We start from the raw sequence: 24,531 nt of genomic DNA on the forward strand, positions 1-24,531 counted from the left end.
ATCGGAGGAGAGGCCATCCCCTGATCAGTGGATGCCGGGCCTCTGGTGCCGCGCTGCGTCCGGCGGAACACTGGTGGCCATGGTGACACTCCGCGCCCCCGCGCCCTGGCGGGTCGAGAGCTCCGAGCATGCCGGGCCCCGGAGACCCGGTCCCGCGCGGACGGGCCGACTCGGGGAGCTGCTCGAGGTCTGGCTGCCGCCGATGCTGGTGCCGGTCTCCTGGGGAGCGGGTTGGATCGCCTCCCAGACCTGGCTGTCCACGGTCCATGTCGCGTGGTCCCTGATCCCGGCGCTCCTGCTGCTGGGCACCCGGTGGCTGCTGGAGCGGACCCTCGTCGGCACCGGTCGCGGCTCGCGGGCTCTGACCGCTCTGTACCCGCTGCACCTGATGCTCGTCGCGATCTCGACCCTGCTGAATCCGATGACCTGCATCTACGCCTTCGTGGGCTATATCGACTCCGCGCGCTTCCTCACCGGGACGACCGGCCGTCTCGTCGTGGTCGCGACGGCGCTGCTGTGCGCGGTGGGGCAGCTGGGCGGGATCCGGGTGGTGGTCGCGGAGGTCTGGTTCTTCGTCGCCCTCGCCGTCGTGAACCTGGTGGTCGCCGCCGGGATGATGGTGCTGGCCGGTGATCGGGAGCGCGCCCTGGACGAGCGCGAGCAGGCCGTGCGCGAGATCGAGCGCATGCATCGGGAGAACGCCCGGCTGCAGGAGGAGCTGCTGGCCCGGGCACGGGAGGCCGGCGTCGAGGAGGAGCGTGGACGTCTGTCCCGCGAGATCCACGACACCGTGGCCCAGGGCCTGGTCGGGGTGATCCGTCAGCTCGAGGCCGTCGGACAGGGCGTCGACGGGGCCGCCCGGCACCGGATCGGTGTGGCCGAGGAGGCGGCCCGCGACTGCCTGCTCGAGGCGCGACGCGCTGTCGAGGGACTCGCCCCGCACCAGCTGAGCGGGGCCGACGCGGCCGATGCGCTGGCTGCCCTGGTCGCCCGCTGGGCACGGACGTACCGCGTGGTCGCCACCGTCGACGTCGACGACGCGCCGCGCACGGGACGGCACGACGACGTGCTGCTGCGCATCGCGCAGGAGGCGCTGGCGAACATCGCCCGCCATGCCGGGGCGGGGGCGGTCACCGTGCACCTCGGGGGCGACGCGGAGGTCCGGGTGCTCCGCATCGAGGACGACGGCCGGGGCTTCGACGCCTCGGCCGCACCGCGCGGTCACGGCCTGGCGAACATGGCCGAGCGCGCCCGCCGCGCCGGCGGTGAGCTGGAGGTCCGGACCGCGCCGGGGGCGGGATGCACGATCACGGCCAGGCTGCCCCGATGAGCCCGGTGCGCGCCGTGGTGGTGGACGACCACCCCGTGGTCCGCGACGGCCTGGTCGCGATGCTCGGTGCCGATGACGGCATCGACGTGGTGGGCACCGCGCAGGACGGCCGGCAGGCCCTCGACCTGATCGCACGGACCGAGCCCGACGTGGTGCTCATGGACCTGCGGATGCCCGGCACCAGCGGCACCGAGGCGATCCGCGCGCTGCGGGCCGACGGTCGCAGCACACCCCGCATCCTGGTGCTGACCACCTACGACACCGACCGTGACATCCGCAGCGCCCTCGAGGCCGGGGCCGACGGCTATCTCCTCAAGGACACCCGGCGCGACGAGGTGATCCGCGCCGTCCTCGATCTCGCCGCCGGCCGCGCGGTGCTGAGCCCTGCGGCGCTCGCGGTCCTCGCCGGAGCGCGCAGCGGCCGCGCGCGGCTCAGCACCCGGGAGGCAGAGGTGCTGCGTCTGGTGGCCGACGGCTGCACCAATCGGGCGGTCGCCACACGGCTGGGCATCGGCGAGGCCACGGTGAAGACCCACCTGATGCACGTCTACGAGAAGCTGGGGGTGGGCGATCGGGCCTCCGCGGTGCGCACGGCGTGGGAGCTGGGGCTGGTGTGAACCCGGGAGCCTCGCGCCGAGGTCGTCGTCACGGTGGGAAGGTGGCCTCCTCCGCGCCCCGCTCCGGACCGCGCCTGAGCCGCCGCACGGCGACGCATCCCAGCACCCCGGCGAGGACGTAGGCGGCGCCGTCGAGCACCACGACTCCGCTGCCCAACCGTTCTCCGAGCATCCCGGCGACGGTGATTCCCACGATCTGCAGGAGCGAGGCGACGCCCCAGAACAGACCGAACACGCGCCCGCGGAGCACCGGTGCGCTCCCGGTCTGCAGCAGCGTCCCCTGCATGGCGGCGATGACGGCGAAAGGAGCGCCGGCGACCATGACGATCAGCACCGCCGGCCAGAGGACGGGGTGGGCGAGCGGGTAGGTGAACAGGACGATCATCAGGGCACCTACCGCGAGCGCAGCCCCCGAGAGCAGGCGCATCGGGTCGTGCCGGTCCGCCGCCCGGGTCGACCACCAGGCTCCGAGGACGCCGCCGATCGCCTGGACCGACAGCAGCAGCCCCACCACCTCCGGCCCGGCGTCGAGGTAGTCGCGGGCGTAGGGCACCAGCAGCGCGGAGACGAACCCCTCCCCGCAGGCCATCACCGCCACGACGGGCACGAGAGCGCGCAGGCCCGGATGGCCGCGCACCGCGGCCGCGCCCTCCCGCCACCGCGCCAGCATCCCCCGATCCCGGAGCACCCCGGCCTCTGGCGGGGCGCGGTGAGGGAGGAGGGCGATGAGCGCAGCGGAGAGGGCATGGCAGGCGGCGACGAATCCGATGGCTCCGGCGAATCCCGACAGGGCCAGGAGCACGCCGCCGGCCGCAGGGCCCGCGAGGCGGGCGAGCGTGTTGTTGAGCGTGTTGAGGCTGGCGATCTCACCCAGGCGGCCGGGCGGCGCCAGCTCGGGAAGCAGCGCGTGCTCGGCGGGCCCGACGAGCTGGCCCACACAGCTGCGCACGAAGGCGAGCACCGCGATCCACGACCAGGCGTCGACCCCCAGGAACCCCAGCGTCAGCGCCGTCAGGCCGAGGTTCGCGACCAGCAGGACGCGACGACGATCCCAGCGATCTGCGACGACGCCCGCCAGCTGCCCGCACAGCACGGGCGGCAGTGCGGAGGCGAGCACGGCCAGTGCCGTGGCCCCGGGTGAGGAGGTCCCGTCGAAGACGACGAAGGGGATCACGACGAACAGGGCATGGTTGCCGAGCCAGGCGATCAGCCCGGCGGTCCAGACGAGGGCGATCCGGCGGTCGCGCAGCAAACTCTGTGGGGGCATGGACGGAGAGTCGCGTCTACCCTGGGTGAAATGGTAGACCCCGATTCACCCAGACAGCCGCGGCGCGACGTCGACGAGGGACCACGTGCCGCGTGGGACGACATCGACCTCGAGGCCCTCCACGTGGTGCGGGATCCGGCCCAGGTGGAGATCCTCACCGATCCCGCACGCGTTCGGTTCCTCCGACCCTTCATGGGACGGGAGGTGACGATCAGCCAGGTCGCCTCCGAGCTCGAGGTGACGCCGAACGCGCTGCTGTATCGGGTGCGCCGGATGCTCGACGCCGGCCTCCTCCGGGTGGTCGCGACGAGACCGCGCCGAGGTCGGGCGATCAAGGTGTACCGCGCGAGTCATGACGGGTACCGGGTGCCGGTCTCCGCCATGCGGTACGACGACCTCCGGCAGCGTGTGGACGTCTACTCGCGGCCGATCGTCGAGGACCTCTCCCGTGCCTACACCGCGGCGCTGCTCGACGCCGGGCAGCACGACAGGATCATCGCACTGAACAGCGCGGGGCATCCCTGGGGGACCGACCTCCTGCCGACCACGACGGCACAGGGGCGCCCCGTCGTCTTCGCCGATGCCGTGCTGTGGCTGGACCAGGAACAGGCGTCGCTGGTGCAGCGCCGGCTGCGTGAGGCGCTCGAGGAGGCGCTGCAGAGGGCGGGGTCCGCAGGACCCTCCGGCACCCGCCACCCGTATCTCGTCATGGGAGCCGTGCTGCCCATGCCCCGGTGATCCCCGCGCGCTCCGGGGCACCGGACTCAGCGGAAGATGACCGTGCGGGTCCCGTCCAGCAGCACTCGGGACTGGGCGAACCAGGCCACGGCCTGGCGCAGGGTGCGCACCTCGGCGTCCTGACCGATCGTCATCAGCTCCTGCGGCGAGCGGGTGTGGTCCACGCGCGTCACGTCCTGCTCGATGATCGGACCCTCGTCGAGATCGCTGGTGACGAAGTGGGCTGTCGCGCCGATCTGCTTCACGCCCCGGGCATGGGCCTGGCGGTACGGGTTCGCGCCCTTGAATCCCGGCAGGAAGGAGTGGTGGATGTTGATGCAGCGCCCGGCCAGCTCCGCGCAGAGCGCAGGGGAGAGGATCTGCATGTACCGCGCGAGCACCACCAGCTCGATGTCGTGCTCGGCGACCGCCTCCCGCACCCGATCCTCGAAGGCGGCCTTCGCGCCCTCGCCCTTCGTGGGCAGGTGCTCGAAGGGCACGCCGTAGAACTCCGCGAGCGGGGCGAGCACGGGATGGTTGGCGAGGATCAGCGGGATCTCGATCGGCAGGTTCTTCCCGTCGACCTGGAACAGGAGGTCGTTGACGCAGTGCTTCGCGGTGGAGCCCAGCACCAGGGTGCGCACCGGGCGTCCCACGACGTCGATCCGGTGCTCGAGGGCGAAGCGGCGCACCACCGGGGCCAGGGCCGCCTCCAGCTCCTCTGCCGAGGCGCTCGTGACGACCTGCAGACGCAGGTAGAAGCGGTGCGTGGCCCCGCTCTCGAACTGCCGGCTCTCGGTGATGTTGCCGCCCACCTCGACGATCGCACCGGTCACCGCGTGGACGATGCCCGGACCGTCGGCACACACCACGGTGAGGACGTACTCGGTCTGCGAGGCGGCGGACTGCGGGGCGAGGTCGAGACTGCTCATGACGGAAGTCTAGAGTCCTCGCCGTCGCCGGTGCCGCGCGACCGGAGCCCGCCCGGGGGAGCTGCTCGTCACGCTGCTCAGGGCGCGCCGGAGCGCCAGAGCCGCGAGGGCCACCAGATGACCTTCCCGAGGTCCAGCGCGAGGGCGGGCACGAGGAGCGTGCGCACCACGAAGGTGTCGAGCAGCACGCCGATCGTGACGATCACGGCGATCTGGGCGAGGAACAGGATGGGGATGACCCCGAGCGCCGCGAAGGTCGCCGCGAGCACGAGGCCTGCGGAGGTGATGACCCCGCCGGTGACGGCCAGCCCGCGCAGCACGCCCTCGTGCGTCCCGTGCTCCGGCACCTCCTCGCGCACCCTGGTCATGAGGAAGATGGTGTAGTCGATGCCGAGCGCCACGAGGAAGACGAAGCTGTACAGCGGCACCGCCGGATCGGCGCCCGGGAAGCCCAGCACCTGCTCGAAGAGGACGGCGGAGAGCCCCAGCGCGGTGCCGAAGGAGAGCACCGTGGCGGCGATCAGCAGCAGCGGGGCCAGGATCGCGCGCAGCAGCAGCATGAGGATCAGCGTGATCACCACGAGCACGACCGGGATGATCAGCGTGCGGTCGTGGGCGGAGGCGTCGTTCGTGTCCAGCGAGGTGGCCGTGACCCCGCCCACCAGGGCGTCGAGACCGTCGTCCTCGAAGGCCGCCCGCAGTGCGCGGACCGTGTCCTCCGCGGCCGCGGAATCGGGAGCGTCCGCGAGCGTCCCCTGGAGGAGGACCTGTCCGTCGATCACCGTCGGCTCCGGCGCGGGTGTCCCGGGCGGGCCGACGGGGGTGATCCCCTCGGCGGTGACCGGCGCTGTGCCGCTGGGGGAGTCCGCGGCGGTGATCGCGACCGTGTCGATGCCCTCGGCGGCCAGCAGCTCCTCGGCGACCTCCGGTGCCGCGTCCTCGTCGGTCAGCACCAGCACGGGGGAGCCGGCGCCGTCCGGGAAGTGCTCGCCGAGGGCGACCTGTCCCTCGCGGGCGGCCGACGCCCCCAGCACGAGCTCGGACTGCGGCACCCCGTCGGCCTCGAGCTGCGTGATGCCCAGGCACCCGATCCCGAGCACCACGGCGGTGAGGACCCACAGTCGGCGGGGCCGTCGGGCCACGGCGAGCGCCACCGACCCCCAGCCCCCCTGCGCGGCGGGAGCGGAGCTCGCCTCCGGGGCCTGCGGATCGTAGCGCGGGCGGCGCGGCCAGAAGGCGACCCGCCCGGCGAGGCCCAGCATCGCCGGCAGGAAGGTGAGCGCGCAGGCCATCGCGAACAGGATGCCGATGGCGGCCACCGGGCCCAGCGTGCTGTTGGAGCGCAGATCGGACAGCAGCAGGCACAGCAGGCCCGCGATGACCGTGCCGCCCGAGGCGAGGATCGGCTCGAGGGAGCCGCGCAGGGCCCGGACGGTGGCCGGCCAGCGCCCTCGAGTGCGGCGCAGCTCGTCGCGATAGCGGGAGACGTACAGCAGCGAGTAGTCGGTGGTCGCGCCGATGACGAGGATGAACAGGATCCCCTGGGTCTGTCCGGACAGCAGCAGGACGTCGGCGGCCGCCAGGTGCCAGATGGTCAGCAGGGCGACGCAGAGCGCGACCATGCTGGTGGTCAGGACCAGCAGCGGGAGCAGCACCGAGCGGTAGACGATCACGAGGATCACCAGCACCGCGGCCAGGGCGACGGCCAGGAGCAGCCCGTCGATCCCGGCGAAGGCCGCGGAGAGATCGGCGGAGAAGCCGGCCGGCCCCGTGACGTACGGGGTCAGCCCTGCCGTGAGGGAGTCGGCGAGAGCGGCGTCGATCTCCTCGATCACCGCGCCGATGTCCGCCTCGGCGTCGATCGGCACGAAGGCCTGCACCGCGAGGGCGTCCTCGGAGAGCAGCGGCGGGGAGATCTCCCCTTCGACCCCGTCGATCTCCGCGATCCCGTCGAGCGCGGTGCCGACCGCGGCGAGCTGCTCCTCGGTGATCTCCCCCTCGGAGGTGATCACGATGATCGCGGGGATCGCCTCGGAGCCGGTGAACTCGCCGGAGACCTCGGCGACCCGGGTGGCGTCGGCGGATGCGGGCAGGTACGCGGTGCGGTCGTTCGAGGAGACCTCGTCGACGCGTCCGAAATAGGGGCCGCCGATGCCCGCGGCGGCCACCCAGATCAGGATCAGCACGGCGGGCAGGAGGATCCGCAGCAGTCGCGGTCCCCGGCGCGGGGCGCGGCGATGCGTGGGACCGGTGGGAGCGGCGTCGGCAGTCATCGGGGGTCCTTCGTCCGGAGGGGCGTCGAGAGCAGTGTCGCACAGATCGCTAGCCTGGCTAGCTATCAGGGGAGCGAAGGATCCTCGCTATGCTCGGATCATGAGCAGCGCAGAAGGGGGATCGCCGTCCGGGCGCGGGGAGCAGTCGATCTACAGCCTCTCCGCGAGCGACCCTGCGGCGGAGCTCGTCGATCGTGCGGGGCTCACCGAGAGCGACATCGCGCAGATCGACGCGCTGATGGGGGCGATGTCCCGGTGGCGCAGCGCGGAGAAGGCGCTCCGGGACGCCTCGCAGGAGTACATGGCGCTGGGTGAGACCGACATGCGTGCGCTCCACCACCTGATCGTCTGCGAGAACACCGGCGTCCTCGCCACACCGGGCCTCATCGCCCAGCATCTCGGGATCTCCAGCGCCTCGACCACCAAGCTCCTGGACCGGCTCGAGGACGCGGGGCACGTGCGCCGGTCCCGCCATCCCTCCGACCGCCGTGCCCTCGTCATCGCCATCACGCCCGCCACCCGCGCGGCGGCGCTGCGCACCCTCGGTGCGATGCACGCCCGGAAGGCGATCGTGGCGCAGCGGCTGAGCCCTGCGGAGCGCGAGGTCGTGACCGGCTTCCTCGACGACCTCGCCGACGAGCTCTCGCTCGCCGACATCGACTGGGCCCAGCCGCCCCCGGACTGAGCGGCCCGGGGACGGCCGCACCTCGCGGCGGGCCTCAGCGGTGGGCGCGCGCGTACTGCGGGGGGATGTACGCGCCGTCGTGGCGCAGGGCGCGAGCGGCGTGCAGCGGGAAGTTCGGATCCCGCAGCAGCTCGCGGCCGATCAGCACGACGTCCGCGAGTTCCGTGGCCAGGATCTGCTCGGCCTGGAAGGGCTCCGAGATCATGCCGACGGCGGCGGTGGGCAGGCCGCTCGCGGCACGCACCGCGGTGGCCAGGGGGACCTGGTAGCCGGGGCCGACGGGGATCGGCGCCGGGGTGATGTTCCCGCCGCTGGAGATGTCCAGCAGGTCGACCCCGTGCTCCTTCAGCAGGGCGCCCACCGCGCCGACCTCCTCGACGCTCAGCCCGTCCTCGACCCAGTCGGTGCCCGAGAGGCGGACCAGCACCGGCATCGCCTCGCCCACCCGGGCCCGCACCGCATCGACGACGCGCAGCAGGAGGCGGGAGCGGTTCTCGAGCGATCCGCCGTGCTCGTCCTCGCGCCGGTTCGACAGCGGGGAGAGGAACTCGTGCAGCAGGTAGCCGTGGGCGGCATGGATCTCGACCAGGTCGAACCCGGCCTCGGCCGCGCGCCCGGCCGCGTCGGCGAAGGCGGTGACGACCTCCTCGATGCCCTGCGCGTCCAGGGCGCGGGGCGTCTCCAGCCCGGGGAACGCGATCGCCGAGGGGGCGACGGTCTCCCAGCCGCCCTCCTGTGCGCTCAGGCTGCCCTCGCCCCCGGTGCCCCATTCGGGATGGGTCGAGGCCTTGCGGCCCGCGTGGGCGAGCTGGATGCCGATCGCCGCCCCCTGGCTGTGGACCAGCTCGACGATCGGGGTGAGGGCCTCGCGCTGCTCGTCGTTCCACAGGCCCAGGTCCTGCGGGGCGATCCGCCCCTCGGGGACCACGCCGGTGGCCTCGACGATGACCGCGCCGGCTCCGCCCCGGGCGAGCGCGCCGTAGTGCATGAGGTGCCAGTCGGTGGCCCGGCCGTCACGCTCGTGGACGGAGTACTGGCACATCGGGGGGACCCAGATCCGATTGCGGACCTCGAGGTCGCGCAGCGTGAGGGGATCGAAGAGGGCATGGGTCATATCAGGGGTCCTTGGTCTCGAAGGGACGGAGGGCCCCGGGAGCGGGGCCGCTCCGGTGTCGACGCGCGCCAATCTACGACGGTCGCCATCGCGTCACCAATAGCAAGTCCGATAGCACGTATAGGGTCACCGATGGCGGGAGGAGTAGGATCCCGGGATGACCGAGCTCCTCCGCCCTGCCCTGGCCAGTCCCGAGGATCCCGCGCCGCGTGCCGGTGCGGGCACGGCCGATCTGAACCTGCTGCGCACCTTCCTCGCCGTCCATCGGGCGGGATCCTTCACCGCGGCCGCGCCCGCTCTCGGCCTCTCCCAGCCCACCGTCACCACCCAGATCCGTGCGCTCGAGAAGCACACCGGCCACCAGCTGTTCGAACGGCGCCCCCGAGGAGTGGTCCCCACCGCGTACGCCCAGGGCCTCGCCGCCCGGGTCGCCGGGGCGCTGGACACCCTGGCCGCGATCGACGACGGCGCCTGCGCCGCGGGCGGACGGGCCGCACCGGTGCGGCTGGCCGGCCCCTCCGAGCTGCTCTGCACCCGGCTGCTGCCGGCGATCGCCCCTCTGGTGGCCGAAGGGGTGCAGGTGCGTCTGACCCAGGGGGCCACGGACGACCTCCTCGAGGAGCTGCGCGAGGGGCGGCACGATCTGGTCATCACCACGCGCCGTCCGCGGGGACGGGCGCTCGAGGTGTTCTCGCTGGCCGATGAGGAGCATCTCCTGGTCGCCGCCCCCACCTGGGCGAAGCGCCTCCCCCCGGAGCAGGACCGGCTCTGCGAGGCTCTCCGGGAGGTCCCGCTGGTCGGCTGCACCGAGGACATGCCGATCGTGCGCCGCTACTGGCGCACGGTCTTCGGGCGTCAGCAGCCGCCGATCGGTCCCGCCCTGACCGTGCCCAGTCTGCACGACGTCACCGCGGCCGTCGTCCGCGGTGCGGGCTACAGCGTGCTGCCGCGGACACTGTGCGCGGAGCACCTGGCCACGGGCCGACTGGTCCCGCTCGACGACCCCTGCGACGGTCCGCTGAACACCCTGTTCCTGGTCCGGCGGCCCGGCGCGGTGACCGCGGCGGACGTCCTCCGGGTGCGCGACGCCCTGCGCGCCGACGCGGCCTGCTGGGACGAGCCGCGCTCCTCGACCGTGCGGTGAGCGGCGCGGCCGCCTCGGCCGGCTCCGATATCGGCCCATGACCTGGGACGCGAGGTCACGCGGAGAACTCGCCCCGGCGGGAGTCTTGACGGGGTGACCTGCGCCGGGTGAAGGTCGAGCCAGCGGGTCCCGAGCGCCGGACCGGGCGGCCTTCGGCGCGGGAGCCGGCTGGGACGGACCGGGTCGCCCTCGCAGCGAAGTGAGGCCGCACATGGACACCACAGTCTTCGAGCAGCACGAGTCCACGATCCGCGGCTACAGCCGTGCCTACCCCACGGTGTTCGCCTCCGCGTCCGGGGCCCGACAGGTCGACGAGGAGGGACGCAGCTATCTCGACTTCTTCGCCGGGGCCGGGGTGCTGAACTTCGGGCACAACGACCCGGTGATGAAGCGCGCGGTGATCGACTACCTCGAGGCCGACGGGGTGGTGCACAGCCTGGACACCTACACCACGGCCAAGCGGGCCTTCATCCAGCGCTTCCACGAGGTGGTGCTCGCCCCGCGCGGCATGGACCATCGGATGCAGTTCATGGGTCCCACCGGGTCCAACGCCGTCGAGGCCGCGCTGAAGCTGGCCCGGGCCGCGACCGGGCGGCGCGAGGTGGTCGCCTTCAGCCACGGCTTCCACGGGATGACCCTGGGGTCGCTGGCCGCGACCGGCAACGAGGCCTTCCGCCGCTGGTCCGGGGTGCCGCTCGAGAACGTGGTGCGCCTGCCCTTCGAGACCGCTCCCGGAGGCCGCACCGCTCTCGCCGACTATCGCAGCGCCCTGCTCGACCCCTCCAGCGGGCAGACCCCGACGGCTGCCTTCCTGGTGGAGACGATCCAGGCGGAGGGAGGGGTCAACGTGGCGAGCGCCTCATGGCTGCACGAGCTGCAGGACCTCGCCCGCGAGGTCGGCGCGCTGTTCATCATCGACGACATCCAGGCCGGCGTGGGCCGCACCGGGCACTACTTCTCCTTCGACGGGATGGACCTCGATCCGGACATCGTGACCCTCGCGAAGGGGCTCGGCGGCTTCGGCACCCCGATCGCCATGAACCTCAACAAGCCCGAGATCGACGACCACTGGTCCCCGGGCGCCCACACCGGCACCTTCCGCGGCCAGGGCATCAGCTTCGTCGCCGGTGCCGCGGCTCTCGATCACTTCACCGACGAGACCTTCCTCGCCGGGGTGCTGGCCAAGGGCGAGATCATGCGCGAGCGCCTCGAGCAGCTGGCCGCCGCGCACCGTGAGCGCGGATGGACGGTGCGGGGGCGCGGCATGATGCAGGCCCTGGACACCGGTGACGGCGCCTTCGCGGCGCGCGTGCAGCGAACCGCCTTCGAGTCCGGCCTGCTGATCGGTCCCTGCGGCAGCGGGGGACGGGTGCTCAAGCTGATCCCGCCGCTGACGATCTCCGAGGCCGATCTCGCCGAGGGCCTGGACCTGCTGGACGGCGCGCTCGCCGCGGCGCTGGAGGTGGACTGATGCGCCGCCGGACGGACATGACGTTCCCGCCGGAGGAGTACGCGCGGCGCCTGCGGGAGCTGCGGACGCGGATGGCGCACCGTGATCTCGACGCGGTGATCATCACCGATCCCGAGAACCTCATGTACCTCACCGACTACCAGACCACGGGTTACTCCTTCTTCCAGGCGCTGATCGTCCCGCTGGAGACGGAACCGCTGATGCTGACCCGTGCGATGGAGGAGTCCAACGTCATCGAGCGCACCTGGCTCGAGCACTCGCGGGCCTATCCGGACACCGGCGACGCGATCCTCGATCTGGTCAAGGCGCTGCGTGACCATCGCCTGGGCGATGCGCGGGTGGGCTACGAGCGCAACAGCTACTACTTCCCCGCCTACCAGCAGGACCGCTTCCACGACGCCTTCGGCGAGGGGCTCGTGGACTGCTTCGGCATCGTCGAGGAGGGGCGGCTGCGGAAGTCGGACGCGGAGATCGCCGTGATGCGCCGTGCCGCCGCGGCCGCGCAGGCGGGGATGATCGCCGGGCTCGAGGCGGCCATGCCGGGGGTGAGCGAGAACGAGGTGGCCGCGGAGGTCTCCGCGGCCATGTTCCGCGCCGGCGGCGAGTTCCCCGCGGTGATGCCGTACATCGCCTCCGGACCCCGCACGATGATCGGCCACGCCACCTGGGAGGGGCGCGTCATCGAGCCCGGGGACCACGTCTTCCTCGAGGTGGGCGGGTGCTACCGGCGCTATCACGCGGCGCTCATGCGCACCGTCCTGAACACCCCGATGACGGACTCGATGCACCAGGCCCAGGAGACGATGCGCCGTGCGCTGTCCGAGCTGCGCGCCGTCATGGCACCGGGGATGAGCGTCGGGGCGGTGGACGCCCTGGTGCGGGAGATCATCGAGGACAACACCCTCGGGGCGCGCCTGGTCACCCGCGCGGGCTACTCGCTCGGGATCGCCTTCCCGCCCAGCTGGGACGAGGGCTACATCCTCTCCCTGCTCGCCGACGACCCCACCCCGCTGGCCGAGGGGATGGTCTTCCACGTCATCCCCTGGATGTGGGGCGTGGACGGGGAGCGGACCGTGGGCATCTCCGACACCCTCCACGTCACCGAGGACGGCTGCGAGTCGCTGTTCACCCTGGCCGAGGAGTTCACCGTCCATGCGCCGTCGGCGTCCGGAGCGCCCTCGGTGCTGGGCGTCCCCCACGGCGCCCGGCCCAGCACGCAGCCCGGCTGAGCCACGAGAGGAGAGAGTCATGAGCATCCTGAGAGCCACCGACCCCACCACCGAGCAGGTGGTCCGTGAGGTCCCCGCCGCCACGGCGGAGCAGATCGATGCGGCGCTCGCCCGCGCGGACGCCGCCTACGCGTCGTGGCGCAGCACGAGCTTCGCCCACCGCGCCGAGGTGCTGCGCGCCGTCGCCGCGCATCTGCGCGAGCACGTCGAGGAGCTCGCCCCGGTGATGACCGAGGAGATGGGCAAGCCCCTCACGGAGGCGCGCGGGGAGGTGAACAAGTCCGCCTGGGCCGCCGAGCACTATGCCGAGCACGCCGAGGCGTACCTGGCCGCCGAGCACCTCCCGTCGGACGCGACCTCGTCCTACGTCCAGTACCTGCCGCTCGGCCCGGTGCTGGGGATCCTGCCGTGGAACGCCCCGTTCTGGATCGCCTTCCGCTTCTGCGCGCCGGCCCTGATGGCCGGGAACACCTGCGTCATGAAGCACGATCCGCACGTGCCCGGCTGCGCGACCGCCCTCGAGGAGGCGTTCCGGGCCGCGGGCGCCCCCGAGGGGATCTTCCAGGCCGTGCACGCCGCCACCGAGGACGTCGAGGGGATGATCCGCGATGCGAGGATCCGCGCGGTCTCCTTCACGGGCTCGGACCGCGCCGGCGCGGCCGTCGCCGCCGTCGCGGGCTCCGAGGTGAAGCCCACCGTGCTGGAGCTGGGCGGCTCCGATCCCTGCCTGGTCCTCGCCGATGCGGACCTGCGCCGGGCGGCGGAGGTCACGGCCCTCTCGCGGATCATCAACGCCGGCCAGTCCTGCATCGCCGCCAAACGGGTGATCGTCGAGCGCTCCGTGCACGACGAGTTCGTCGCGCTGCTGCGCGCGCAGCTGGAGGCGCTGGTGGTCGGCGATCCCCGCCAGGAGTCCACCCAGATCGGGCCGATCGCGCGCGCCGAGCTGCGGGAGAACCTGCACCGACAGGTCGTGGAGTCGGTGGCGGCCGGGGCGACCTGCGAGCTCGGCGGACAGCTGCCGGAGGGACCCGGATACTTCTACCCGGTCACGCTCCTCACCGGGGTCGAGCCCGGCATGAGCGTCTGCGTCGAGGAGACCTTCGGGCCCGTCGCCGTGGTGATGGCCGCCGACGATGCCGAGCACGCCCTCGCCCTGGCCAACGACACCGTCTACGGGCTCGGGGCGAGCGTGTGGACCTCCGCCGAGCGGGGGGAGCAGCTCGCCCCGCGGATCGAGTCCGGTCAGGTCGCGGTCAACGGGATCGTCAAGTCCGATCCCCGCCTGCCCTCCGGCGGGATCAATCGCTCCGGCTACGGCCGGGAGCTGGGGCCGCACGGCATCCGCGAGTTCGTCAACGCCCAGCAGGTGTGGGTGGGGCCCGCGACGGGCTGAGTGAGTGGTGTGTCCTCGCGGTGTGTGACATCGCCGGTGAGGGGACACAGCGAGAGGCCCCTACCGGGAACACGTCCGGCAGGGGCCTCTCGGTCTATCAGTGCAGGTCACCGGTGTGATCCGGTGGCCTGCGTCTCGGTCGGGCTGACAGGATTTGAACCTGCGACCCCCTGACCCCCAGTCAGGTGCGCTACCAAGCTGCGCCACAGCCCGAGACCCTCCCGCTGAGGAGGACCGAGAAGAACTGTACCCCGAGCAGTGCCCCGGGAGCGAATCGACAGGCGCGTGACCTGCGGCACTCGGACCGGGAGCTCCGTGCGGGAGCGGCTCGGCGGGGGCCCGGGTGCGAACAGGGGCCGCGCTCGCCGGGGTCCCGCGGGTCGGTGCAGCCCGGACCCCGGGGCGCCGATACGCTGGCGGCATGCGCGAGAGCGAACCGAAGCATCCGACGCCGCACGGCGAGACGCCGTACTCGCCGACGTCGCTGCTGCGCGCGCTGACCGCCAACCCCTACGACGTTGACCCCCTGCGCAAGGACGAGCATCCGGCGGGGGAGGCCGCTCCGCCGGACAACCGGATCACCCGCAGCATCACACTGCTGATCGCGGTGGTCCTCGGCTTCGCGGTCGCCGTGGCGGTGATCGATCTGCGCCGCGAGGCCGCCGCCGAGGACAGTCCGCGCGCCCTGCTCGAGCAGGAGGTGCTCCAGACCCGCGAGGAGGCGGACGAGCTCGAGGCCCGGCAGGAGGACCTCGAGGGCCAGGTCGCCGAGGCGCAGGGTGCGGTGCTCGAGGGCAGCGACACCGAGGCCTCGGAGCGGCTCGGCGACTTCGAGGCCGCCGGGGCCGCGGTCGCGCTGACCGGGCCGGGCACGGTGCTGGTCCTCGACGACTCCGCGCCGCTGCCGGCGAGCCCGGGCGTCGAGGAGGGCACCGTGAACCGGGTGACCGACGGTGACCTGCAGATCGCCGTCAACGGCCTCTGGGCCGCCGGCGCCGAGGCGATCGCGGTCAACGGTCAGCGTCTGAGCAGCACCAGCGCGATCCGCACCGCCGGCTCCGCCGTGCTGGTGGACTTCCGGCCCCTCTCCCCGCCCTACCGGATCACCGCGCTCGGCGACCCCGAGCAGCTGCACGCCGCCGTCGACGACGGCGAGACCGGCGCGTACCTCGAGGAGATCTCGACGCGCTTCGGGGTCCGCACCTCCTGGGAGGACGGCGAGGAGCTCACCGTCCCGGCGCGCAGCCCCGGCTCCCTGCGCGAGGCGACGGTGCCCGAGGACGAATCGACCGCGCCGGCGGAGGACGACCCGTCCTCCGCCGCCACCGACGCCGCCGAGCCGAGCGGCAGCGAGGAGGAGACCCCGTGATCGCCATCATCGGATTGGTGGTGGGCATCGTGCTGGGCGTGCTCGTCCAGCCCGACGTCCCCGCCGTCCTCCAGCCCTACCTCCCCATCGCCGTGGTCGCCGCGCTCGACACCCTCGCGGGCGGCCTGCGGGCGAGCCTCGACGGCGCCTTCGACGCCCACGTGTTCATCACCTCCTTCCTGTTCAACGTCGCGATCGCCGCGTTCCTGGTGTTCCTCGGGGACCAGCTGGGGGTGGGAGCGCAGCTGTCCACCGCGGTGATCGTGGTGCTCGGCATCCGGATCTTCTCCAACGCCGCGGCGATCAGGCGCCTGCTCTTCCGCTCATGAGCGACGGGACCCGCACCCCGGAGAGCCCCGAGCAGCAGCGCGAGGTCTGGCGGCGCCTGCGCGAGACCCTGCGGCCGCAGGCGACCGCCTCCCAGCTCATCGTGGGCCTGCTGTGCCTGCTGCTCGGGATCTCGATCGCGGCCCAGGTGCGCCAGGGCGACGACTCCCTCGACGGCGTCTCCCAGCAGGAGCTGGTGCGGCTGCTCGACGAGTCGGGCCGGCACATGGCCGACCTCGAGGTCGAGAACGCCGAGCTCGAGGACACCCTGGAGACGCTGACCTCCGGCCAGGAGGGCGACGAGGCGGCCCGCAGCGCCGCCGAGAAGCGCCTCGAGGACCTCGAGATCCTGGCCGGCACGGCCCCCGCCCAGGGCCGCGGCATCGTCGTCTCCATCGACGACCCCGCCGGCGGGGTGCGCAGCGCCACGCTGCTCGGCGTGATCCAGGAGCTGCGGAACGCCGGGGCCGAGGTCATCGAGATCGACGACGTGCGCGTGGTCGCCTCGACCGCTGTCACGACCGCCGACGACGGGGCCCTGATGGTGGACGGCACGGAGCTCGAGGCCCCCTACACCGTCCGGGCGATCGGGGACCCCGCCGTCATGGAGCCCGCGCTGCGGATCCCCGGCGGTGCCGCGGACTCCGTGGCCGCCGACGGCGGGACCCTCGCCGTGGTCGCCGACGACGACGTGCGCATCGAGGCGACCGTCCCGCTGGAGGAGCCGGAGCACACCGAGGTGGTCAAGTGATCGTCAAGTCTTGATCCGCCGACGGTCTCGAGGGCCCGTGGAGCGCCCGAAGCATGCGAGGATGGAGGGGCCGTATCGTGGGCGCTCATCGTCCACGGTCCGCACAGGCCAGGAAGGGGTGCGAGGTGTCCGGGAACACCGAGTGGAACAACGAGAGTCTCGACCACACGACGAAGCTGAGCGCGATCTCGCCCAGCGACCCCGTGGAGGAGAGCGAGCCCGGGCTCTCGTCCCAGGACCGCCAGGCGATCGAGAACCTGCCGCCCCGCAGTGCGCTCCTCATCGTGCGCAAGGGGCCGAACCTCGGTGCGCGCTTCCTGCTGGACTCGGAGACCACGATCGCCGGTCGCCATCCCCAGAGCGAGATCTTCCTCGACGACGTGACGGTCTCGCGCAAGCACGCCGCCTTCGTCCGTGACGGCGACGGCTTCCTGGTGCGGGACCTCGGCTCGCTCAACGGCACCTACGTCGGCAAGGACCGGGTCGACGAGGCCCGCCTGCAGGCCGGTCAGGACGTGCAGATCGGCAAGTACCGCCTCTCCTACCACCCGTACCTCGGGACGGCCTGACCCGATGGCGGCCTCCGCATCGCGCAGGCCCAGCCCGTCCGCCGCTTCGCGGCTGAGCATCGGGCAGGTGCTCGAGATCCTCCGCGACGAGTTCCCCGAGCTCGCGCACTCCAAGCTCCACTACCTCGAGAACGAGGGGCTGATCACGCCCGAGCGGACCGCCGCGGGCTACCGCAAGTACTCGCGGGAGGACGTGGACCGGCTGCGGTTCGTGCTCCGAGCCCAGCGGGACCGCTTCTGGCCGCTCAAGGTCATCAAGGAGCATCTGCTCGAGCACGGCGTCGACTCCGAGGTCACCTCGATCGCCTCGCTGCCGGGCCCCAGCTCTACCCTGCAGGCCGTGCGGCTGGATCGGCGCGGTCTCGCCCGGCAGGCGGCCGTGGACGAGGACTTCCTCCTCGAGCTCGAGCAGTTCGGGCTGCTTGCCGAGGGCGCGCTCTTCTACAGCGCGACCGAGCTGGAGATCGTGACCTCCGCCCGGGATCTCGCCGACGAGGGCCTGCACCCGCGCCACCTGGTGATGCTGCGGACCTCCGCCGAGCGCGAGGCCCACATGATCCGCTCCGTGGCCCGCTCCCGCTCCCGCTCCGGGGACTCCGCGGCGCGCGGTGAGGCGGAAGATTTCACGCGCGACCTGGGGGAGTCGATGATCACCCTCCACGGGGCGGTGCTGCGCACCAAGCTGCGGGAGGACTGATCGACCTGCGGCGAGCCGGCGAGCGATAGCAGGACGGGCGGTCAGCGCGGACCGAGGGCCGTCATCTCGTCGTGATCCTCATGCGGCGCGTTGCTGTCGGACTCCGCATGCCACGCGCTACGCTGGGCAGGTGCTCTCGCCCTTCCCCCTCGGAGAGCCGGAACCCGGAGGCAGCTGTGAACGACACCCGCGGCGACGATCGCACCGAGCAGTCCACCGTGCCTGCTGAGCCCGCCCAGGGCGTGCTCTTCGACGACCTGGTGGACACCCCCGGCGAGCTCGGATACCGAGGCCCGGCCGCCTGCAAGGCCGCGGGCATCACGTACCGGCAGCTGGACTACTGGGCCCGCACCGGTCTGGTCGAGCCCGGCGTCCGCGCCGCGCACGGCTCGGGCAGCCAGCGCCTGTACGGCTTCCGCGACATCCTCGTGCTGAAGGTCGTCAAGCGTCTGCTCGACACCGGCGTCTCCCTGCAGCAGATCCGCATCGCCGTCGGCGCGCTGCGCGAGCGCGGGATCGACGACCTCGCCGGCATCACCCTCATGAGCGACGGCGCCTCCGTCTACGAGTGCACCTCCGCCGAGGACATGTTCGATCTGGTCCAGGGCGGCCAGGGCGTGTTCGGCATCGCCGTCGGGCGCGTCTGGCGCGAGGTGGAGAACGACCTCGCCGTGCTCCCCGGCGTCGATCCGGCGGACGACGCCGCCCTCGCCCTGCAGGACGAGCTGGCCGCGCGCCGCCGTTCCCGCCAGGCCGGCTGAGCGCCACCACCGACGACGACGCGGCGATCCCCGGGGAAGGGGATCGCCGCGTCGTCGTGCGAGGTGGGGGAGCGGCCGCTCAGGAGTTCTGGCGCGAGTCCATGACCGTGGTCAGCAGGGCGTCGAAGTCCTCGGTGAGGCGCGCGCCGGAGGCGCCCTCGTAGCGGTGCAGCGGCACGGCGCCGCCCTGGGCCTGCTGCAGCCCCACCCGCTCCTCGATGACCGGCTCGAGCACGGAGTCGCCGAAGAGCTCCCGCAGCTCCGCGAGGCGGTACTGGTGCTCGACGGAGCGCGGCCGGTAGCGGTTGACGACCAGTCCCAGCGGCTGCAGGCGCGGCGCCACGCCGTCCTCGCGCATCTCGGTGGCGAGCTTCAGAGCACGGTCCGCCGCGGTCACCGCGAAGAAGCCGGGCTCGGCGACCACCAGGGAGCGGTCCGAGGCGGCCAGCGCCATCTGGGTCAGACCGTTGAGGGAGGGCGGGCAGTCGATGAGCACCACGTCGTACTGGTGGGTGCGCTTGTCCAGCGCCGCGTGCAGCCGGCGCACGTCCTTGGGGCTCGGCGCGGGGGAGTCCATCACCGAGGAGCGGTTGGAGCCGGGGATGATGTCCAGGTGCGAGGAGGCACCCTCCGCCCACGGGGTGGGGATGATCGCACGGTCGATGGTCTCCGTGCGGGGAGAGGACATCACCTCGGCGATGTCGAGGGTGCTCGCGGGCTCACCCAGCAGACCGAGGGTCGAATCGCCCTGGGGATCGAGGTCGATCACGAGCGCGTTCACCCCCTGGTGCAGGGCGGCAGAAGCCAGGCCCAGGGTCACGGACGTCTTGCCGACGCCGCCCTTCAGGGAACACACACTCACGATGAACACAGGAGGAGTCTACCGACCGCACCTGGTCTCCCGGTGCCGCGACGGGCGATAACCTGCGGGGATCGTCCTCACATCGACCGGAGAGGGGAGACGATGACGCGGATCACCCACGATCTGGTGCTCGAGGTGCTCGAGGGCTGCGCGGACAGCGCGCTGCAGGAGGCGCGGCCCCTCGGCCTCGTCCGCACCGTCGGGCCGACGGAGCTCGCGCTCGTCACCGACGACCTCGACGCGGTCCGGGGCCTGCGCCGGGTGGTCTCGGCGTTCACCGGCCTCACCGTCCCGGCGCGCCGCCCCCGCGAGCTGCTCGAGACCTCCGTCCAGCAGCGGCTGGGGGAGCTGTGGGCCGACGTGGAGCGCCAGCGCCCGCGCCAGCGCTTCCAGGGCCTGCGCCTGGAGGCCGCCGGCTCCGACACCCCCGAGATGCGCCGCGTGGCCGAGGCCCTCGCCGAGCGCACCGGCGTGAGCACGGATCCCGAGGGCGATCTGGTGGCACGGGTGCGTCGCGGCGGGGCGCCCGGCACCTGGCAGGTGATGCTGCGCACCACGCCCCGTCCGCTGGCGACCCGGGCCTGGCGCACGGTGAACTACCCCGGTGCCGTGAACGCGACGATCGCGGCGACCGTGCTGGACCTGCTGCAGGTGGGCGCGGAGGACTCCGTGCTGGACATGACCTGCGGATCGGGCACCTTCCTCATCGAGCAGCTGCACGATGTCGCCCCGGCGCGCGCGGTGGGGACGGACCTCGAGCCCGCGGCGATCGACGCGGCGCGCCTCCACCAGCGCGCCGCGCGGCGACGGGGCCGGATCGACTGGCTGATCGGCGACGTGCGCGAGCTGGAGATCGAGCCCGGCTTCACCCGTATGGTCACGAACCCGCCGTGGGGGACCCTCCATGGGGAGCACGCGGAGAACGAGCAGCTGCTCGCGGACCTGCTGCGGCGCGGCGCGGAGCTCGCCGCGCCGCGCGCGCGGATGGGAGTGCTCACCCACGAGATCACACGGATGCATCGTGTGCTCGCCGCACGCCCGGCGGGATGGCGGCTGCGGGAGGAGCACCGCTTCTTCCAGAAGGGGCACCACCCGCGCCTGTTCCTGCTCGAGCGCGGCTGATCCCGCGCCGGCGCGCTCAGAACCCCCGACGGCCCTCCTCCAGGGCTCGCAGGCCGCCGGTGTCGCCGTCGATCCGCACGCGTGCGACCTCGTCGCGTCCGGTGACCCACAGCAGCAGCTCGATCTCCTCGCCGTGCACGCGCAGGCCGCCCGCGGCACGGCGCGAGCCCACCCGGCGTCCGGCGTGCGGGGAGACCAGGATGACCTCGGCCGGCACCCGCATCGCCCGCGCCATCAGTCCCGTGGCGCGCCAGGCATCGGCCCTGATCTCCGGGGGGAGTCGGCGCGGCTCCCAGCCGTCCTGGGCGCGGCGCAGATCCTCGTGGTGGATCAGCAGCTCGCCCTGGCCGGTCAGGGCGTCCACCCGCCCGGTGGGGGACAGGGGCGGGGGACCGTCGGCGAAGCGCCCGACGAGCTGCTCCCACGGTGTGGTGCGCAGCTGCTCCCGGGCCGCGACGGCACGGCGGCCCACCGCCCCCGGGAGCAGCGCGCCGACCATCAGATGCGGCGCCGCCTCGCGCAGCAGGAGATGCTCCAGCAGATCCAGCGCGTCCCAGCCGGGGAGGATGGTCGGCGCCTCGGGGCCCAGCGCGAGGAAGGTCTCGGCGAAGGCCCCGCGCTCATCGGCGGGGCGCGAGCTCGTCACGGCGTCCCTCAGCCCTGGTTGCTGAAGGCGTCGTCGAAGGAGCCCTCGGCCACGGGATAGTCCAGGGAGCGCAGCACCTCGAGCGCCTCCTGCGCGCCGTGGAGGCGGTCCATACCGGCGTCCTCCCACTCGATCGAGATCGGACCCTCGTAGCCGATGTGCCGCAGCGCGCGGAAGGCGGCGTCCCAGGGCACGTCACCGCGGCCGAAGGACACGAAGTCCCAGCCCCGGCGCGGGTCGCCCCAGGGAAGGTGAGATCCCAGGCGGGTGTTGCGCCCGGTGACGCGCACGCGGATGTCCTTGCAGTCCACGTGGTAGATCCGGTCGGAGAAGTCGGTGATGAAGGAGACCGGGTCGATCTCCTGCCACATGAAGTGGGAAGGGTCCCAGTTCAGCCCGAAGGCCGGGCGGTGCCCCACGGCCTCGAGGGTGCGCTGGGTGGTCCAGTAGTCGTAGGCGATCTCCGAGGGATGCACCTCGTGGGCGAAGCGCACGCCGCACTCGTCGAAGACGTCGAGGATCGGGTTCCAGCGCTCGGCGAAGTCGCGGTATCCGTCGTCGATGACGTCCTGGGAGACCGGCGGGAACATCGCCACGTACTTCCAGATCTTCGAGCCGGTGAAGCCGATGACGGTGTCCACCCCGAGCTTCTGCGCGAGGCGGGCGGTGTTCTTCATGTCCTCGGCGGCACGCTGCCGGACCCCCTCGGGATCGCCGTCGCCCCACACCGCGGAGCCGACGATCGCCTGGTGGCGGAAGTCGATCGGGTCGTCGCAGATGGCCTGGCCCTTGAGATGATTCGAGATCGCCCAGACCTTCAGCCCGTGCTTCTCCAGGATGCCGAGGCGCTCGGCGATGTAGTCGTCGTCGTCCCAGCGGGAGGCGTCCAGGTGCTCCCCGGAGACGGCGATCTCGAGGCCGTCGTAGCCGAAGGACGCGGCGTGGCCGGCGACCTCGTCGAGCGTCAGATCGGCCCACTGGCCGGTGAACAGGGTGTGCGGATGAGCCATGGTGAGGGGTCTCCTTCGTGGTGGGGCGTCGGGAGGGGTCAGAGGGTGATCGTCGCGCCGTCGGCGGCGTCGGAGGCGATGACCGCGTCCAGCACGCGCTGGAGGTCCAGGCCGTCCCGGAAGCTGGGGGAGTAGGGCGCGTCCTGGCCGTCCCGGATCGCGACCAGCAGGTCGCGGGCCTGGTTGCTGAAGGCGTTCTCCCAGCCCAGCACGTGGCCCTGCGGCCACCAGGCCTCGAGATAGGGGTGCTCGGGCTCGGTGACGAGCACGCGCGTGTAGCCCTGCTGGGCGATCGGGGCGGTGGCGTCGAGGAACCACAGCTCGTTGGGGTTCTCGAGATCGAAGCGGAGCGCGCCGCGGGTGCCGTACACCTCGACCGTGAGCTGGTTCTTCGCACCGGTCGCCATGCGGGAGACCTCGACGGAGGCCACGGCTCCGCCGTCCAGCTCGAGGCTCGCCCAGGCGGCGTCGTCGACCGTGACCGGCTCCGGGCCGTCCGGCCCCGGACGCTCCGGCACCAGCGTGGCCAGGCGCCCGCGCACCGCGGTGACGCGCTGTCCCGCGAGGTGCTGGATCTGATCGATGGCGTGGGAGCCGATGTCCCCCAGCGCCCCGGAGCCGGCGGACTCCTTGCGCAGCCTCCAGCTCATCGGAGCCTCGGCGTCGACGAGCCAGTCCTGCAGGTAGGCGGCGCGCAGCTGGCGGATCTCGCCCAGCTTCCCGTCCTGGACGAACTGCCGTGCCAGGGCCAGCGCCGGGATCCGGCGGTAGGTGAAGCCCAGCGCCGCGACCTGGCCGCGGGCGGTCGCGGCCTCCGCGGCGCGGACCATCGCCTCGGCCTCGGCGGTGTCATTGGCCAGCGGCTTCTCGCACAGCACGTGCTTGCCCGCCTCGAGCGCCGCGATCGCGATCTCGGCGTGCAGGAACCCGGGAGTGCAGATGTCCACGACGTCGATGTCCTCGCGCGCGATCACCGCCCGCCAGTCGGTGGAGTGCTCCTCCCAGTCCAGTCGGTGCGCGGCCTCGGCCACCGCGTCCTCGTCGCGCCCCACGATCACACGGCGTGCGATCTCGGGGACGTCGAAGGCGGCGGCGACGGTGCGCCACGCCTGGGAATGGGCGCGGCCCATGAAGGCATATCCGATCATCGCGATGCCGAGCGGGCGGGCAGGGGTGTCCGTCATGGTGCGGGGTGTCCTTCTCATCAGGGGTGGTTCTCGGGTATGGGGGCCGGGAGGCGGCGGGGCGCTCGGCCCCTGATCCCGCAGGGTCCGGTGGAGCGTCGCGCGAGCGGGAGACGGCCGCGAAGACGTCGCCGTCTCCGTCGCCGGGGTCCACGAGCCGCTGTCGACTCCCTCACAACCCTATGTCCGGTCTCACCTCCGGGGCAAAGGCGCGGCGGGGCCGCTCGCGGTGCGGATGGCGGACACTGTCGGAGTGGAGCGACGGGTGCTGGCGTGGATGCGGATCGAGGTCGCCGCAGGGACCGATGTCGCTCTGCGGATGGCCGTCTCCGGGGTGCCGGTGGAGGAGGAGAGCCTGAGCGTGCGGGCGGGCGGTGCCGAGCGTCCGGTGACGGAGGCCCGCGACCGCTTCGGCAACCGGCTGCACCGCGTGCGCGACCTGCCGGCGGGCACGGTGGAGATCCGCTACGGCGCCCGCGTCACGAACCGAGGGCCGTCGCCACGGGTCGCGGAGATCACCGCGTCGGAGCATCTGCGCTCCTCCCGCTACTGCGAGGTCGGGCGGTTCGCGGCGCTCTCCCAGGAGGTGGTGGGGCGGCGCCGCGGGATCCTCGCGGCCCGCGCGGTCGTCGACTGGGTGCACGGGCACCTGGAGTACGTGCCCGGATCCAGCTCGATCCGCCATTGCGCGTACACCAGCTACCTCGCCCGGCGCGGCGTCTGCCGCGACTTCGCGCACCTCACCGCGACCCTGCTGCGCGCCGCCGGCATCCCCGCCCGCTGCACCACGGTGTACGCCCCGGGTCTGGATCCGATGGACTTCCACCTGGTGGTCGAGGCGCTGATCGACGGCCGGTGGCTGGTGCTGGACGCGACCGGCCTGGCGCCGCGGGAGGCGATGGTGCCGATCTCGACGGGTCGGGACGCGGCGGACACCGCCCACCTGACCACCCTCGCCGGCGACGTCACGCTGACCGGCTCCCGCGTCCGGGCCGTCGCGGACCCGGCGCCGGGGCGCCCGGTGACGGAGCCGATCTCGCTGCGCTGAACCGCTGGGG

General features: G+C 72.7%; 24 protein-coding genes and 1 tRNA gene. 16 read left to right on the plus strand and 9 right to left on the minus strand.

Going from position 1 to position 24,531, the window contains the following annotated elements; genetic code table 11:
- Positions 1-79: 79 nt before the first annotated feature.
- Complete coding sequence (locus tag CXH06_RS08455; RefSeq protein ID WP_157975673.1) at positions 80-1,330, plus strand: sensor histidine kinase; 1,251 nt, start codon at positions 80-82, stop codon at positions 1,328-1,330.
- Entirely contained in the window at positions 1,327-1,947 is a 621-nt protein-coding gene (locus CXH06_RS08460) for a response regulator transcription factor (protein WP_114854830.1), read from the plus strand. The genes CXH06_RS08455 and CXH06_RS08460 overlap by 4 nt, the downstream gene beginning before the upstream one ends.
- A 28-nt stretch (positions 1,948-1,975) precedes the next feature.
- Here CXH06_RS08460 and CXH06_RS08465 read toward each other — a convergent pair whose 3' ends face one another.
- A complete protein-coding gene (locus CXH06_RS08465) occupies positions 1,976-3,214 on the minus strand; it encodes an MFS transporter (protein WP_114854740.1) in 1,239 nt (412 codons plus the stop codon).
- 30 nt (positions 3,215-3,244) lie between these two features.
- On the opposite strand from CXH06_RS08465, the gene CXH06_RS08470 reads away from it, so the two are divergent.
- A complete protein-coding gene (locus tag CXH06_RS08470) occupies positions 3,245-3,952 on the plus strand; it encodes a helix-turn-helix domain-containing protein (RefSeq protein WP_198684047.1) in 708 nt (235 codons plus the stop codon).
- Between the two features lie 26 nt (positions 3,953-3,978).
- Here the strand turns inward: CXH06_RS08470 and CXH06_RS08475 are convergent, their stop codons facing one another.
- A complete protein-coding gene (locus CXH06_RS08475) occupies positions 3,979-4,863 on the minus strand; it encodes a formyltetrahydrofolate deformylase (protein WP_114854742.1) in 885 nt (294 codons plus the stop codon).
- 77 nt (positions 4,864-4,940) lie between these two features.
- Complete coding sequence (locus tag CXH06_RS08480) at positions 4,941-7,136, minus strand: MMPL family transporter (protein WP_114854743.1); 2,196 nt, start codon at positions 7,134-7,136, stop codon at positions 4,941-4,943.
- Positions 7,137-7,236: 100 nt separating this feature from the next.
- On the opposite strand from CXH06_RS08480, the gene CXH06_RS08485 reads away from it, so the two are divergent.
- A complete protein-coding gene (locus CXH06_RS08485; RefSeq protein WP_114854744.1) occupies positions 7,237-7,821 on the plus strand; it encodes a MarR family winged helix-turn-helix transcriptional regulator in 585 nt (194 codons plus the stop codon).
- Between the two features lie 34 nt (positions 7,822-7,855).
- On the opposite strand, the gene CXH06_RS08490 is transcribed toward CXH06_RS08485, so the two are convergent.
- Entirely contained in the window at positions 7,856-8,935 is a 1,080-nt protein-coding gene (locus CXH06_RS08490; RefSeq protein WP_114854745.1) for an NADH:flavin oxidoreductase/NADH oxidase, read from the minus strand.
- Between the two features lie 157 nt (positions 8,936-9,092).
- Here CXH06_RS08490 and CXH06_RS08495 point away from each other — a divergent pair, with 157 nt between their 5' ends.
- The 4 genes from CXH06_RS08495 to CXH06_RS08510 all read left to right on the plus strand — a co-directional run bounded on the left by CXH06_RS08495 (position 9,093) and on the right by CXH06_RS08510 (position 14,175).
- Entirely contained in the window at positions 9,093-10,079 is a 987-nt protein-coding gene (locus CXH06_RS08495) for a LysR family transcriptional regulator (protein ID WP_114854746.1), read from the plus strand.
- Between the two features lie 211 nt (positions 10,080-10,290).
- A complete protein-coding gene (locus CXH06_RS08500) occupies positions 10,291-11,550 on the plus strand; it encodes an aspartate aminotransferase family protein (RefSeq protein ID WP_114854747.1) in 1,260 nt (419 codons plus the stop codon).
- Positions 11,550-12,779 carry an ectoine hydrolase gene (gene doeA, locus CXH06_RS08505; protein ID WP_114854748.1) on the plus strand — a complete coding sequence of 410 codons (1,230 nt, stop codon included), beginning with the start codon at positions 11,550-11,552 and terminating at the stop codon, positions 12,777-12,779. Before CXH06_RS08500 ends, doeA begins: the two co-directional genes overlap by 1 nt.
- Positions 12,780-12,798: 19 nt before the next feature.
- The gene (locus CXH06_RS08510; RefSeq protein ID WP_114854749.1) at positions 12,799-14,175 is read left to right on the plus strand and encodes an NAD-dependent succinate-semialdehyde dehydrogenase; all 1,377 of its coding nucleotides are present in this window, start codon (positions 12,799-12,801) and stop codon (positions 14,173-14,175) included.
- Positions 14,176-14,314: 139 nt separating this feature from the next.
- On the opposite strand, the gene CXH06_RS08515 is transcribed toward CXH06_RS08510, so the two are convergent.
- A tRNA-Pro gene (locus CXH06_RS08515) sits at positions 14,315-14,388 on the minus strand.
- 208 nt (positions 14,389-14,596) lie between these two features.
- Here CXH06_RS08515 and CXH06_RS08520 point away from each other — a divergent pair.
- From CXH06_RS08520 to CXH06_RS08545, 6 genes are all read left to right on the plus strand, one after another.
- Positions 14,597-15,544 (plus strand): DUF881 domain-containing protein, encoded by a 948-nt coding sequence (locus CXH06_RS08520; protein WP_114854750.1) that lies wholly within the window; start codon positions 14,597-14,599, stop codon positions 15,542-15,544.
- Positions 15,541-15,873, plus strand: coding sequence for a small basic family protein (locus tag CXH06_RS08525; RefSeq protein WP_114854751.1), 333 nt, complete (start codon positions 15,541-15,543; stop codon positions 15,871-15,873). The genes CXH06_RS08520 and CXH06_RS08525 overlap by 4 nt, the downstream gene beginning before the upstream one ends.
- Positions 15,870-16,622, plus strand: coding sequence for a DUF881 domain-containing protein (locus CXH06_RS08530; protein WP_114854752.1), 753 nt, complete (start codon positions 15,870-15,872; stop codon positions 16,620-16,622). The genes CXH06_RS08525 and CXH06_RS08530 overlap by 4 nt, the downstream gene beginning before the upstream one ends.
- 125 nt (positions 16,623-16,747) lie before the next feature.
- The gene (locus tag CXH06_RS08535) at positions 16,748-17,191 is read left to right on the plus strand and encodes an FHA domain-containing protein (RefSeq protein WP_114854753.1); all 444 of its coding nucleotides are present in this window, start codon (positions 16,748-16,750) and stop codon (positions 17,189-17,191) included.
- 67 nt (positions 17,192-17,258) lie between these two features.
- Positions 17,259-17,888 carry a MerR family transcriptional regulator gene (locus tag CXH06_RS08540; RefSeq protein WP_232820272.1) on the plus strand — a complete coding sequence of 210 codons (630 nt, stop codon included), beginning with the start codon at positions 17,259-17,261 and terminating at the stop codon, positions 17,886-17,888.
- Positions 17,889-18,064: 176 nt separating this feature from the next.
- Entirely contained in the window at positions 18,065-18,649 is a 585-nt protein-coding gene (locus CXH06_RS08545) for a MerR family transcriptional regulator (RefSeq protein ID WP_114854755.1), read from the plus strand.
- A gap of 79 nt (positions 18,650-18,728) precedes the next feature.
- Here the strand turns inward: CXH06_RS08545 and CXH06_RS08550 are convergent, their stop codons facing one another.
- On the minus strand, positions 18,729-19,520 hold the full coding sequence (locus tag CXH06_RS08550) for a ParA family protein (protein WP_114854756.1): 792 nt from the start codon (positions 19,518-19,520) through the stop codon (positions 18,729-18,731).
- 93 nt (positions 19,521-19,613) lie between these two features.
- Here CXH06_RS08550 and CXH06_RS08555 point away from each other — a divergent pair, with 93 nt between their 5' ends.
- The gene (locus tag CXH06_RS08555) at positions 19,614-20,633 is read left to right on the plus strand and encodes a methyltransferase domain-containing protein (protein WP_114854757.1); all 1,020 of its coding nucleotides are present in this window, start codon (positions 19,614-19,616) and stop codon (positions 20,631-20,633) included.
- A gap of 16 nt (positions 20,634-20,649) precedes the next feature.
- On the opposite strand, the gene CXH06_RS08560 is transcribed toward CXH06_RS08555, so the two are convergent.
- Genes CXH06_RS08560 through CXH06_RS08570 form a run of 3 tightly spaced genes read right to left on the minus strand, consistent with a single transcriptional unit; the run spans position 20,650 to position 23,473 of the window.
- Positions 20,650-21,279 (minus strand): TIGR03085 family metal-binding protein, encoded by a 630-nt coding sequence (locus tag CXH06_RS08560; protein WP_114854758.1) that lies wholly within the window; start codon positions 21,277-21,279, stop codon positions 20,650-20,652.
- Between the two features lie 8 nt (positions 21,280-21,287).
- Positions 21,288-22,289: a sugar phosphate isomerase/epimerase gene (locus CXH06_RS08565; protein WP_114854759.1), complete on the minus strand. Its 1,002-nt coding sequence runs from the start codon at positions 22,287-22,289 to the stop codon at positions 21,288-21,290.
- Between the two features lie 38 nt (positions 22,290-22,327).
- A complete protein-coding gene (locus CXH06_RS08570) occupies positions 22,328-23,473 on the minus strand; it encodes a Gfo/Idh/MocA family protein (protein ID WP_114854760.1) in 1,146 nt (381 codons plus the stop codon).
- A 235-nt stretch (positions 23,474-23,708) separates the two neighbouring features.
- Here CXH06_RS08570 and CXH06_RS08575 point away from each other — a divergent pair, with 235 nt between their 5' ends.
- The gene (locus CXH06_RS08575) at positions 23,709-24,521 is read left to right on the plus strand and encodes a transglutaminase family protein (protein WP_114854761.1); all 813 of its coding nucleotides are present in this window, start codon (positions 23,709-23,711) and stop codon (positions 24,519-24,521) included.
- Positions 24,522-24,531: the final 10 nt, after the last annotated feature.

It is taken from the genome of Brachybacterium sp. YJGR34, assembly GCF_003347015.1.
GTDB lineage: Bacteria > Actinomycetota > Actinomycetes > Actinomycetales > Dermabacteraceae > Brachybacterium.

Coding starts and splice junctions, on each gene's coding strand:
- CXH06_RS08495 (WP_114854746.1), top strand. CDS start 9,093: ATGACCGAGCTCCTCCGCCCTGCCCTGGCCAGTCCCGAGGATCCCGCG.
- CXH06_RS08480 (WP_114854743.1), bottom strand. CDS start 7,136: ATGACTGCCGACGCCGCTCCCACCGGTCCCACGCATCGCCGCGCCCCG.
- CXH06_RS08530 (WP_114854752.1), top strand. CDS start 15,870: ATGAGCGACGGGACCCGCACCCCGGAGAGCCCCGAGCAGCAGCGCGAG.
- CXH06_RS08500 (WP_114854747.1), top strand. CDS start 10,291: ATGGACACCACAGTCTTCGAGCAGCACGAGTCCACGATCCGCGGCTAC.
- doeA (WP_114854748.1), top strand. CDS start 11,550: ATGCGCCGCCGGACGGACATGACGTTCCCGCCGGAGGAGTACGCGCGG.
- CXH06_RS08460 (WP_114854830.1), top strand. CDS start 1,327: ATGAGCCCGGTGCGCGCCGTGGTGGTGGACGACCACCCCGTGGTCCGC.
- CXH06_RS08490 (WP_114854745.1), bottom strand. CDS start 8,935: ATGACCCATGCCCTCTTCGATCCCCTCACGCTGCGCGACCTCGAGGTC.
- CXH06_RS08570 (WP_114854760.1), bottom strand. CDS start 23,473: ATGACGGACACCCCTGCCCGCCCGCTCGGCATCGCGATGATCGGATAT.
- CXH06_RS08475 (WP_114854742.1), bottom strand. CDS start 4,863: ATGAGCAGTCTCGACCTCGCCCCGCAGTCCGCCGCCTCGCAGACCGAG.
- CXH06_RS08510 (WP_114854749.1), top strand. CDS start 12,799: ATGAGCATCCTGAGAGCCACCGACCCCACCACCGAGCAGGTGGTCCGT.
- CXH06_RS08555 (WP_114854757.1), top strand. CDS start 19,614: ATGACGCGGATCACCCACGATCTGGTGCTCGAGGTGCTCGAGGGCTGC.
- CXH06_RS08520 (WP_114854750.1), top strand. CDS start 14,597: ATGCGCGAGAGCGAACCGAAGCATCCGACGCCGCACGGCGAGACGCCG.
- CXH06_RS08455 (WP_157975673.1), top strand. CDS start 80: ATGGTGACACTCCGCGCCCCCGCGCCCTGGCGGGTCGAGAGCTCCGAG.
- CXH06_RS08470 (WP_198684047.1), top strand. CDS start 3,245: ATGGTAGACCCCGATTCACCCAGACAGCCGCGGCGCGACGTCGACGAG.
- CXH06_RS08465 (WP_114854740.1), bottom strand. CDS start 3,214: ATGCCCCCACAGAGTTTGCTGCGCGACCGCCGGATCGCCCTCGTCTGG.
- CXH06_RS08565 (WP_114854759.1), bottom strand. CDS start 22,289: ATGGCTCATCCGCACACCCTGTTCACCGGCCAGTGGGCCGATCTGACG.
- CXH06_RS08575 (WP_114854761.1), top strand. CDS start 23,709: ATGGCGGACACTGTCGGAGTGGAGCGACGGGTGCTGGCGTGGATGCGG.
- CXH06_RS08485 (WP_114854744.1), top strand. CDS start 7,237: ATGAGCAGCGCAGAAGGGGGATCGCCGTCCGGGCGCGGGGAGCAGTCG.